We start from the raw sequence: 11,131 nt of genomic DNA on the forward strand, positions 1-11,131 counted from the left end.
TTTCCTCTTCTTACCCGCCTTGGCGGGGGGGCCCGCGCGCCCCGGGCCCCCCACCACTGCGGCGGGGACGTCCGTCACCCGGTGGAGACGCTGGCCACCGTCCACTGCTGGTTGGCCTGCGGTCCGCACGGCCACAGGATCAGCCGGGCGCCGTCGGCGGTCGAACCGCCCTCGACGTCCAGGCACTTGCCGCCGGCCCTGGAGACCAGGCGCCGGAAGCCGAGGACGGTGTCGGCCACCGTCCAGATCTGGGCCGTGTCGCCACCGCACGGTGCGGAGCGGACAAGGGTCCCGTCGGCGCTGGACCCCCCGGCCGGGGCCAGGCACTGACCGGCCTCGCGGTCGACCAGCTTGACCTCACCGCCTCCGGCCGGTGTCACGGTGAACTGCTGGCCGGCGGCCACCCCCAGCGTCTGCTGGACGGCGGACCGGGCGGCCCCGGTCCCCTGGAGCCCCACGGCCTTGCCGCTCTTGGTGCTCACCAGCACCGCGGGCTTGCCGACCGCCGAGCCGCAGCCGTCGAAGGTGCAGCCGGGGACCCAGGCCGCCTGCCCCGTCTCGTACGCGCCCTGGTCCGGGGCCGCCCCGGTGTGGCCGTCGGTGACACCGGCCACCGGCACACCCGCGTCGACCGCCGGCGAGGAGGGCGTGAGGGTGAAGTCACCGGTGTTGGCGCTGCGGTACTTCGGGTCGGGCAGACCGCCGTCCTTGCTCCGGGTGGTGATCAGGTTGTTGCTCTGGTTGGGAGTACCGCCCTCCATGTGGTCGTACGGTTTCCCGTCCTTGTGCGAGCCGTCGAGGATGTTGTTCCGCAGGACGGTGTTGGCCACGTGCTCCTTGTTGGCGTAGTAGTGGAAGATCGTGGAATTGTTGGCGGACACGATGGTGTTGGCGGTGAAGGCACCCGTCAGGTAGGGCAGGTTCTTGCCCGACTCGATGAAGCCGCCGAAGGAGACGCCCGTTCCACCGCGCAGGTTCCAGATGACGTTGTGGTCGACGTTCAGGTCGTAGCTGCCGTTGTCGAAGTGGAACCCGTTGCCGATCTGGGCCGGGTCGTGGATCCAGTTGTGGTCGATCCTGGTGCCGGTGTAGGCCGTGTTGCAGCAGGTGTACACGGCACCCAGGTCGTAGTTGATCTTCGCGTAGTCGGTCATCTCGTTGTAGGCGATGCGGATGTTGCGGTAGCCGTCGTTGGGATAGGCGTTGGTGTTCATGTTGATCACGTCACGCCCCGTGCTGCGCATGGTGTTCTGCGTGATCGTCACGTCACTGCTGCCGACCTCCAGCGCCACCGCCGCGGTGTAGGTGGCCCCGTAGGCGACGTCGCGGATCAGGTTGTTGGTCACCACGTGGCCGCTGCCCCGGATCGAGATGCCGTTGCCCATCGAGAAGCGCAGCGCGCTGTTGCGGATCACGTTCCCGGTGCCGTGCAGCAGGATGCCGCTGTCGGAGTGGTGGTTGGCGTCGTAGATGCCGGCGTAGGGCAGGCTGCTGTCGAACTGGGTGGTCTGCCAGGTGGAGGTGTACTCGGCGGTGATGCCGTCGAGGACGTTCTGGCTGCTCCTGTCGTCGGTCGTCACCGTGGTGGCGTGCAGCCCGATGCCGCGGACGGTGATGTGGCTTCGTCCGTTGAGGTCGAACCCGTAGTTGCGGCGCTTGGCCGTCACGTTCTCGGGTGCTGCGCCGTTGGGGGCCCAGAGGTAGAGCTGCTGCCCGGCCGGGTCGTAGTACCAGGCGTTCGGGCCCCGCAGCAGGGACTTCTTGCCGACGACGCGGAACTTCGACGAGTTCCCGTTGCCCGGCTCGACGTTCCTGTCGCTCGCGGGGAACCGCAGCTGGAGCACCTTGTTGCCGCCGTCCAGCGTGCCGCCGGTGACGGACGCCGAGTTCGCCACCCACCCTCCCGCCAGGTAGACCGTCGCCCCGGTCATGTCGCCCAGCGCGGGGAACTGGTCGTACGTCAGCGTGCCCGTCAGCATGGTGGTGCAGGGGGGCGCGGGACAGTGGTCGGGGGATCCGGAGCGGGTGGACCGCCAGCCCTGGGTGATGAAGGACTGCTGCCACGGGTCGCTGTTGGCCGCCGGGTACGCCGCCTCGGGCACCAGGGACCCTCCCGTGAAGACCTGGTTGGCCCAGAGGTCCGCGTTGGCCGGGTACTTGGTGGAGCCGTAGGGCGCGGCGGGGGTGCCGGCGAGCTTCACCGGCGCCTTGTAGATCTGTCCGGTGTCCTGGACCCAGCCGCCGACCGGGTCCGTCCCGTCCACGGTCACCCGGGCACCGGGCGCCGCCGTGAAGGTGATGGGCGCACCCGCGCTGCCGGACGCCTTCGGGGTGACCGTCTCGCGGTAGGTCCCGGTGGCGATCTGGCAGGTGTCGCCGGCGACCGCGAGGTCGGCGCACCGCTGGATGGTGCGGAGCGGCGCTGCCGCCGTACCGGCCGCGTTGTCGTCACCCGTCGTCGCCACGTAGCGGACGGTGGGTGCCGCCGCCGCGGCGGGCACCGGCGCGAGGCCGGCCGTCGCGATCAGCAGCGTGATCAGGGCGGAGACCGCCCGGACGGGCGGACCCGCGGGGCGCCCTCGGGTACGGCGCAGGGTTGTGGACAGGTAGCTCATCGTCGAACTCCTCACGACTCAGGAGGTGGGGGTGGGTGGGGGGTGGAGCGTGGGGGAGGTGGAGCGTGTGGGGGCGCCTCAGCCCTTCTCGGACCCGGCGAGCTGCGCCGAGGTGAGGTGGCGCTGGGCGAGGAGGAACATCAGCAGGATCGGCAGCACGGAGAGGACGCCGGCCAGCGCCGCCTCCGGCAGTCCGATGTCGATGTTGGAGAAGTTGGGGTTACCCGAGACGATGTTCTCCATCGGCAGGACGCTCAGCCCCAGGGGCAGGGGGTAGTCGTCGGTGTCGCCGAGCATCAGGTAGGGCAGCATGAAGTTCGTCCAGGCCGAGACGAAGCCGAAGAAGCCGATGAGCGCGACCAGCGGCCGGGCGAGCGGCAGCGCGACGGAGAAGAAGATCCTCACCTCGGAGGCGCCGTCCACCCGGGCCGCCTCCAGGAGGGAGTCCGGCAGGCTGCTGGAGAAGAAGGTGTAGGCCAGGTAGACGCCCCACGGGTAGAAGGCCAGGGGCAGGATCACGGAGAGGGCCGTCCCGGTGAGGTCGACCGCGGCGAGCTCGATGTACAGCGGGAGGACGGTGGCGGAGGTCGGCACGATCATGGCGATCAGCGTCGAGATCAGCAGCGTCTTCCGGCCGACGAACAGGAACTTCGCCATCCCGTAGCCGGCCGTGATGCAGAGCACCAGGCTCAGGACCACGCCGGTCGACGAGTAGAGCAGCGAGTTGCCGATCCAGCGCAGGACGATGCCGTCGTTGAAGGCGTACAGGTTCTCCCAGGCCCGCCCGATGTTGGCCGGCGAACCGATGGAGAAGGGGAATCCGTCGCGGATCGACTCCTCGGTCCTGGTCGGGACCAGGACGAGCCAGACGACCGGTGCGAGGAAGACGGCGGCGGCCGTGAGCAGGAGCGCGTCGCGCGTCCAGGCACCGGCCCGTGCGCGCGCCCGGTGCCGCCTCGGGGGTATCGGGGTCATGGGACTACCTCCGGGCGTCGGTCTCGTAGAACTTGGTGCGGTAGATGACGACCAGTGCCGCGCCCAGGCCGACGGCCAGGAGCAGGACGGACAGCACGGAGGCCCGGCCGAAGGAGAGTTCACCGCTGGCGTAGACGTAGGCGAGCTGGTTGGGCGACCAGGTGGCGCTGATGACTCCCTTCGAGACCAGCGACAGCATCTGCGGCTCGACGAAGAGTTGCGTCCCCCCGGCGAAGCTGGTGATGAGGATGAACGCGAGGTACTTGCGGACGATCGGCAGCTTGATGTGGACGGCCTGCTGCCAGCCGTTGGCGCCGTCCATCCTGGCCGCCTCGATCACCTCGTCGGGGATGGACTGGAGCGCCCCGTAGAGGATCACGATCCAGCCGCCGGCGCCCGCCTCGACGGCGACCGCCGAGAGGACCACCGGGAGCCAGGGCCCGCCGAGGAGTTCCGCACTGGAGTCGAATCCCAGGGCGCGGAGCAGCGGCGCCGCGGGGCTGTACTGCGGGCTGATCATGAAGATCCACATCATCGCCGCGGCCGACCCCGTCACGGCGCCGGGCAGGTAGTACGCCAGGCGCATGACCCCGGCGAACCGCCCCTTGCGTGCGTGCAGCAGGAGGCTGAGCGAGACGACCGTCAGCAGCAGCAGCGGGAGCCAGATGGCGAGGTAGAGCGCGATGTGCTCGACCGCCGGTCCGAGCCGGTAGTCGGACGCGACCCTGGTCCAGTTGTCGGTCCCGGTGCGTTCCCCGCCGTAGGGGTCGGAGACCACGAAGGTGGTCCACAGGCCGTACCCCACCGGGAGGAGGCCGAAGGCGATCAGGAACAGCAGGTAGGGGCCGACGAACAGCGGGCCCGTCCAGCGGCCCCGGCGGCCGGGCCGCTCGGGCGGCTCGGTCCTTGCGGTCGGCGCGCTCGGCGTGGTCCGCTCGGTCGGCCTGGTCCTTGCGGTCGGCGTGGTCCGGCTCAACGGGAGACCTTGTAGCCGGCGTTCTCGGCGGCCTGCACCAGCTGCTTCTGCCACACCGGCAGCGCGCCCGCCAGGTCGCCCTTCTTGCTCGCCGTGGCGACGAAGGTCTGCGCGTAGGAGTCGGCGAACTGCCCCTCGAAGCGGATGTAGTCGTAGTTCTCGGCGATCTTTCCGGCCGCGTCGAGCATCGTCGGGCAGGGGTCCGCGGCGTAGAACCGGTCGGCGGCCCGGGCCGCGCACCACTTCTGCGCCGTCGGCGTGTGGGCGGGCAGGGCGGACGCGGCCACGATGCCGTCCGCGGCGTCGCTGGTGGTCAGCCAGGTGGCGATCTCGGCGGCGCCCTTGACGTTCTGGCTGTGCCGGGACACCACCCAGAGTCCGCCGCCCATGGCGCCCGTGGTCGCCACGCTGTCACCCGCCCAGGTCGGAACGGGGTGCGCGGCCAGCTGGCCGTCCGGAATCTTGTACGAGCCCTTGAAGCCGTACTCGCCGAACCAGCCGGCCGCCGGGTACATGAGGATCGCGTTCTTCTTGCCGACCTCCTCGGTGAACGTCGGGTCCCAGGGGCTGGTGGCGGTGACGGTCCCGTTCTCGACCAGGGGCTGGAGGAGTTCCGCGACCCGGGTGCAGCGCCGGTCCGTGAGGTCGATCCTGATGTCGGTGGGGCCGGTGGTCTCCCGGTCGGGACACCCCGATCCCCCGAAGAACGCGCCGTAGCCGGAGACGTCGTTGATCCCGCCGATCAGGTATCCCGGGTGCTCCTTGCCGAGCCTGACGCCGAGTTCCTGGTACTCGGCCCAGGTCTTCGGCACGCTGTAGCCGAACTGCTTCATCAGCGTCTCGTTGGTCCAGAGCACCACCGGCGCGGTGTCGTTGGCGAGGCAGAACACCTTCCCGTCGTAGGTGCAGCCCTCCAGCGTCCCCTTGGCGAACTGCTTGCGGGTCTGCTCCGGCACCAGCTCGTCGAGCGGCTGGGCGAAGCGCAGCGGGGCGGCCGCGAGCGCCGAGACGTCCGACGGGGAGCCCAGGAACACGACGTCCGGCCACCCCTTCCCGGCCCGGTCGGCGAGGGCGATCTTCTGCGCGACCTCACCGGGCTTGTAGCTGGTGAGCACCACCTTGACCCGCGCCTGCGGGTGGGCCTTGACGTAGGCCTCCACGGCCGGCTGACGCGTGTCGTCCGTCCAGACGGTGAGGGTGGCATCGGCGTTCCCGGCACCGCCGCTGCTGCCGGCACCGGTGCATGCGGCAAGGGCCGAGACCGCCGTCACGGCGCTCAGCGCCACGGCGAGCGCACGGGAACGAGGATTCTTCGGATGCGGACGGTTGGTGAACATGGAGCTGTTCCTCTCTGGACTGCCCGGCCCACGTCGCGCGGCGGCAGCCCCGGTGACCGGGGCCGCGCCGACTGTCGTGCCGGGAGGATGCGCAAGGGGGAGACCGGGCCGCGGCGGGGGGGGTGGGGCCAGCGGCATAATGCGGTGGTGGGCTGAGTGTTACCGGGAACATTTTCACTGTCAACGCTTTGGACAGAAGATGTGCAAGCCTCATCGCGACAACAACTCCGGATCCGAACACCGCTGTTCGGAGAGCGGTGCAGTCCTGCACGACCTCCCTGCCGGGCCGGTCGGGGCAGCGCCGGGCAACCCGTCCGGCGGCCCGACTGACGACGGCCGACCCCGGGTCGATCCACAGTCTGCCGCGGCGGGCTTGACGCACTGAGTGGTACCGGTAACATCCTGGTTCATGTCGGCAGGGTCGTTCCGGCAGGCGCGGACGAGGAGTGAACAGCATGGGGCAGACCGGACCGGCCGACGCCGATCAGCCAGGCGGCAGCGCAGTCATGCGCGACGTCGCCCGGGTGGCGGGCGTGTCGAAGCAGACGGTCTCGCGCGTGCTCAACGACAGCCCGGCCGTGCGCCCGGAGACCAGGAACCGCGTGCTCGCCGCCGTGGCGGAGCTGGGATACCTGCCGAACCAGGCCGCCCGGACGCTCACCACCGGCCAGACCCGCAACATCGGTGTGATCGCCTACGACGTGGCCGACTTCGGCCCCGCGAACGTGGTCCAGGGCATCGCCTTCGCCGCGCAGGAGGTCGGATACACCGTGAGCGTCGCACCGATGCGCTCACTGGGGCACATGCCCGTGCGGGACGCCGCGACCCGACTACTGGAACGCTCGGTCGACGGGCTGATCACCATCGCCCCGCACCGCGACATCGCGAAGGCCCTGCTCGACCTCCCCCGCAAGGTGCCGGTCATCGCCGTCGACGACTCACTCGATCCGCTCGTCCCCGTCATCGCGGCGGACCAGGTCGAGGGCTCACGGCGCGCGACCGAGCAGCTCCTGCACCTCGGGCACCGGACCGTCCACCACCTCGCCGGTCCGAGCGGCTGGATCGCCGCCGAACAGCGCCGCGAAGGATGGCTGGCCGCGCTGACCGCGGCGGGCGCGCCCGTCCCCGACCCCCTGGTCGGCGACTGGAGCGCCGCGTCCGGCTACGAACTGGGCCGCGTGCTGGCGGTCGACCCGGACGTCACCGCCGTCCACGCGGCGAACGACCAGATGGCGGTCGGCCTGCTGCGCGCCCTGTACGAGGCCGGCCGCCGGGTACCCGAACAGGTGAGCGTGATCGGCTTCGACGACATCCCCGAGGCCGCCTACACCATCCCCCCGCTGTCCACCGTCCGGGTGAACTTCGGCGAAATCGGACGGCGATGCATCAGCGTCCTGGTCGAGCAGCTCCGCAGTGGCACGACGACGGCCCGGCAGCAGCGTCCCTGGATCCCCACCGAACTGGTGATCCGGGCCAGTACCGGGCGCCCGCCCGCCACACCGGCCGGCCCGTAGCCCCCGGGACGGCCCCGGTCTACTCGCTCGGACAGACCGCACGGCCCCCTGCCCCTTCGAGGGCCTGGCGGCTCCGCGGCCCGTACTCGGTACGGTCACGCTCCCTCCCGGCGATGCCCGCCGCACGGTGGAAGTTCCTGAGGAACCGCTCGGTCGCGCCGTCGAAGTCTCCGTCGGCGAAGGGCACGTCCTCGGGCACGCAGTTCGCCAGCGCGAGCAGGTCCTGCATCCTCACCACGTCCGGCCCCACGTCTCCGCGGCGCAACGTACGGGCGGCAGGCGTGGGCGTAGGCGTAGGCGTAGGCGTGGGAGTCGCGGCGGGGGACGTCACGGGCGGCACGGAGGGAGGGAGCCCGGCGGCCGGTGTGCGCGACGGGGTAGCGGACGGTCCCGGTCGGCGGTGGGTGACGGAGGGCGTCGGCGACGAGGGCTGGAGCGGCCGTCCTGCCGTCGGCGTCGGAGACGGTGTGGCCGGAAGCGGGGACGGCGGCGCCGAGGCCGTCAGTGTGCCCGCGGTGGGCGGATCCGGGACCGGGTTGTCCCCCGGTAGCGCCGGTGGCAGGGCGAGGACCACCACCGCCAGCCCCGCGCCGGCGACCGTTCCCATGCCCCAGCGCCGTACGGGCGCGGGCAGGCCGCCCGCCGGGCCCGCTGCCCCGGTGCCCAGCGGCAGGGCGGATGCCCCCGGCCCGGGCGGTGCGGTGACGGCCCCGACGGCCGGCGGGTCGAACTGGATCAGCAACCCCCTCCGCAGGTGGTCGGCGTCCCAGCGGTGCACGGCCGCCAGGTCCGCCAGGACCGTGCCGCACCGGGAACAGCGGGCGAGGTGGCGGGCCACCTCGGCGGTCGCCGGCCCGCCCTCGGCAGCCTGCTCGGCCAACACCACGGCCAGGTGACGACAGCCCCGCTCCGCCACGGTCGCGACGTGCACCCGCACGCACGCGTCGGCGAGCGCCTGCCGGGCGGCAACGGGCGGGGCCTGCGCCCCGGGCGGGGAGACGAGGCCCCGCCACAGCTGCACCGCCTGCGGTTCGCCGAGCAGCGCGAACGACCGCAGCAGCAGACTCTCCTCCTCGGCGGCGGAGAGGGCGGCCCGGTGACCGCCGTGCACGGCGGCCCGTTCGTCCAGCCAGTGCAGGAAGCCGGGCGCCACGGTGTCCCGCCGGCCGGCCACTGCCCGTCCCGCGGCGAGGTGGCGGGCTTCGGCGAGGAGTGGGACGAACCAGCTCGGGCCCGGTACCGCGCCACCCCGGTCACAGGCGTCGACGATCCCGGCCAGGGCCTCGGCCGACAGCTCCCGCGCGTCCTCCGCGGTGGCACCCAGTCCGCGCACACAGGCCAGGATCACGTCACCGTCACGTGACATCAGTTCGTCCACGGCACTGCTCCCCGGGATCGCCGGTGCAGTAACGCCTTGAGCCGGGCATCGGTCAATGCCCGGAGCTTGGGTGGCATGCGGCTCCTCTCCGGCGCCCCCCTGCGGTGACCTCGCACCGTGGAGGGGGTGTCGCCTGGTTCGATCGACGTCGGGTGGCGGCGCACAGCCCCGTCCCGAGCCGCGGGCCGCTCACGAACGAACGACTCCTCACCGGACGGCCGTGTCCCGGCCTTCCGAAGAGGAGTCGTGAGCGGTGCCTTCCGTCCCGCGCCGTTGCCGAACCGTTATGGAGAATCTCCGCGCCGTAGGGGTGCCGGAGCGGGCGGGGCGGCCCGCTCCGACGGGTGCTCCCCGGACGCCGAGGGGTGCGTCCGCGGAGCGGGGCGACGGCCGGGGCCGGGGCCGGTTGACAGCCCGGCCACGGTGCCCCCGGCCTGATCGCCGTCAGGGACCGAGGCGCGGGCCCGTGGCCCGCGCCTCGGCGGCGTCCCGCCCTGCGTCAGCCGGTGGGGACGTTGACCTGGACCTCCGGCAGGGTCAGGTAGTTGGTGCCGGCGAGCTGGACCCGGACGTAACGTCCGTCGACACCGACGGCGACGGTCAGCTTCTTCGGTGCGGTGCCCGTGATCCGGATCTTCTTCACCGCCGGGTCGGCCTGGATGTCCGCCCAGCCGCGGCCGGTGAGGTCGGTGTCCGACACGATGACGTCGAAGTTGCTGAGCCGCTCGAAGGCCCAGTCCGTGCGGTTGAACAGTTCCACCGACCGGATCGGCTGCCTCGCACCGAGGTCGACCTGCCACCACGGCTGCAACTCGTTCTTGGTGTAACTGGGCTTAGCCTGTGCGTAGACGCCGTTGGTGTTGCCGTCCACCGCGTTCCGGGGCTCCTCCACGCCCGCCCAGTTGGTGGAGGACTGGGTGGCAGTCCTGTTCAGCGCCGCGTTGACGGTGGGCTTCACCGGCGCGCCGTACTTCTGGTCGGTGAAGACGGTCTTCCACTGCTGGTCGGCGAACCACTTGTGCACGTCGGCCGTGTAGTGCTTGGTGTCGGTGAAGATCCCGAAGTTCGGGGAGGCGGTGGGCTGGTAGAGGGGCGTACCCGTCGCCGAGGTGGCGTTCGCGGCGTCGAGCAGCTTGTAGGGGGCGGCTGCGGCAATGGCCGTCAGCGCCTGCGTGGCGTGTCCCGTCGACGCCTGGTTGTAGGCGGTCGAGCGCGGACGGTAGAGGAAGAACGGGGCTCCGGTGTCGCCGGTGATCGTTCGCAGCGGGTTGAAGACCTTGAGGAACGCCGCCTGAATGGCGGCCGTGCTGACGGTCGACGCGTTCCCCGCCTCGGCCTCCCACTGGTTCCAGTGGATGCCGATGAGGCGCGGCTGCTTGCCGGCCGCCTCCAGGGCCCGCAGGCCGTTGGTGATCGTGTTCATCGCCAGCGGGAACAGTGCCTCGACGTCGTTCGGGTCACGACCCGGCCACCACCGGGTGTTCGGGCCGTAGTCCGTGTCGGTGTCCTGGATGCCCTGGCTGCCCCAGGCGATGTGGATCACGTTGAGGTCGGGCAGGGCCGTGCCCGACTCCGTGGCCCGCTGCCAGCGCAGCGCGGTCGCCGACGCGACGTTGTAGTTGAGGCCCCCTCCGTGCTCCTCGCCGAGGTTGTTGCCGACGCAGGTGTACTGCGACCAGGTGGCACTCGTCGCCCCGGCCGTCCGGTTGTTCGTCCGGTTGAGGCCCTTGACGCGGTTGAGGGCCTGGCACTTCGCCTTGTCCGCGGTGTCCAGGGGTGCCCCCCAGCCCTCCGCGTTGCTCTGGCCGAGCACGATCAGCACCGGCGCGTCGTTCGGGCCGTACGGGGCCTGGGTGGGTTCCGCCGCCACCGACAGCGTGGGGAAGGCGGCGGCGGAACCCGCCAGCAGGGCGAGCGCGGCCACCAGCGAGGCGACCGGGCGGGTGACGGGGGTGGGGGTGGTGCGTCTGGAGGGCGCACGGAGGGCGGGTCTTCTGAACATGGGTGGATGCTCCTTGCAGCGTGTCCTGCGTGAGGGTGGTCGGGCGGTTGCCCGGGGCACGAGAAGGGATGGGGGGATCCGGTGGAGCCGTTGCCGCCGACGGTGAGGAGACGTCAGCAGGGTTGCGAACCCGGACGGCGAAGACGTGAGCGCGGCTGTTGTCCACGTGCCGAACGGCCGGGTGTGCGGGGTGAGGGATGGTGCGTCACCCGTCGGCGATGCCGATCGGGCCGCCGGAAACCGGGCGTCGGTGGAGGGCCGTCCGTGAACCGGACCGGTCGACACCCGGGGGAACGCGTCGCCGGAGCACCCGATGACCGAGGTGCCCGATCGC

Annotated in this window: 7 protein-coding genes; 1 reads left to right on the plus strand and 6 read right to left on the minus strand. The window is 71.5% G+C overall.

From position 1 onward, the window contains the following. Positions 1-74 precede the first annotated feature (74 nt). From ABZY91_RS39275 to ABZY91_RS39290, 4 genes are all read right to left on the minus strand, one after another. Positions 75-2,615, minus strand: coding sequence for an RICIN domain-containing protein (locus ABZY91_RS39275; RefSeq protein ID WP_355408708.1), 2,541 nt, complete (start codon positions 2,613-2,615; stop codon positions 75-77). 78 nt (positions 2,616-2,693) lie between these two features. After that, positions 2,694-3,590: a carbohydrate ABC transporter permease gene (locus tag ABZY91_RS39280; protein WP_355408709.1), complete on the minus strand. Its 897-nt coding sequence runs from the start codon at positions 3,588-3,590 to the stop codon at positions 2,694-2,696. A gap of 4 nt (positions 3,591-3,594) precedes the next feature. Further along, positions 3,595-4,566 carry a sugar ABC transporter permease gene (locus ABZY91_RS39285; RefSeq protein ID WP_355408711.1) on the minus strand — a complete coding sequence of 324 codons (972 nt, stop codon included), beginning with the start codon at positions 4,564-4,566 and terminating at the stop codon, positions 3,595-3,597. Next, positions 4,563-5,903 (minus strand): extracellular solute-binding protein, encoded by a 1,341-nt coding sequence (locus ABZY91_RS39290; RefSeq protein ID WP_355408713.1) that lies wholly within the window; start codon positions 5,901-5,903, stop codon positions 4,563-4,565. Before ABZY91_RS39290 ends, ABZY91_RS39285 begins: the two co-directional genes overlap by 4 nt. Before the next feature lie 455 nt (positions 5,904-6,358). Here ABZY91_RS39290 and ABZY91_RS39295 point away from each other — a divergent pair, with 455 nt between their 5' ends. Then, positions 6,359-7,417, plus strand: coding sequence for a LacI family DNA-binding transcriptional regulator (locus ABZY91_RS39295; RefSeq protein ID WP_355408715.1), 1,059 nt, complete (start codon positions 6,359-6,361; stop codon positions 7,415-7,417). Positions 7,418-7,436: 19 nt separating this feature from the next. On the opposite strand, the gene ABZY91_RS39300 is transcribed toward ABZY91_RS39295, so the two are convergent. Together ABZY91_RS39300 and ABZY91_RS39305 are read right to left on the minus strand one after the other, a co-directional pair. Next, entirely contained in the window at positions 7,437-8,795 is a 1,359-nt protein-coding gene (locus tag ABZY91_RS39300; protein ID WP_355408717.1) for a hypothetical protein, read from the minus strand. 499 nt (positions 8,796-9,294) lie between these two features. Beyond that, positions 9,295-10,797 (minus strand): discoidin domain-containing protein, encoded by a 1,503-nt coding sequence (locus ABZY91_RS39305; protein WP_355408719.1) that lies wholly within the window; start codon positions 10,795-10,797, stop codon positions 9,295-9,297. Positions 10,798-11,131: the final 334 nt, after the last annotated feature.

Origin of the sequence: Kitasatospora sp. NPDC002965 (assembly GCF_040611255.1) — a bacterium.
Taxonomy (GTDB): domain Bacteria; phylum Actinomycetota; class Actinomycetes; order Streptomycetales; family Streptomycetaceae; genus Kitasatospora.

Bases quoted from the DNA above. Each gene is read 5' to 3' on its own strand.
- ABZY91_RS39295 (WP_355408715.1), top strand. From the start codon at position 6,359: ATGGGGCAGACCGGACCGGCCGACGCCGATCAGCCAGGCGGCAGCGCA.
- ABZY91_RS39280 (WP_355408709.1), bottom strand. From the start codon at position 3,590: ATGACCCCGATACCCCCGAGGCGGCACCGGGCGCGCGCACGGGCCGGT.
- ABZY91_RS39305 (WP_355408719.1), bottom strand. From the start codon at position 10,797: ATGTTCAGAAGACCCGCCCTCCGTGCGCCCTCCAGACGCACCACCCCC.
- ABZY91_RS39290 (WP_355408713.1), bottom strand. From the start codon at position 5,903: ATGTTCACCAACCGTCCGCATCCGAAGAATCCTCGTTCCCGTGCGCTC.
- ABZY91_RS39275 (WP_355408708.1), bottom strand. From the start codon at position 2,615: ATGAGCTACCTGTCCACAACCCTGCGCCGTACCCGAGGGCGCCCCGCG.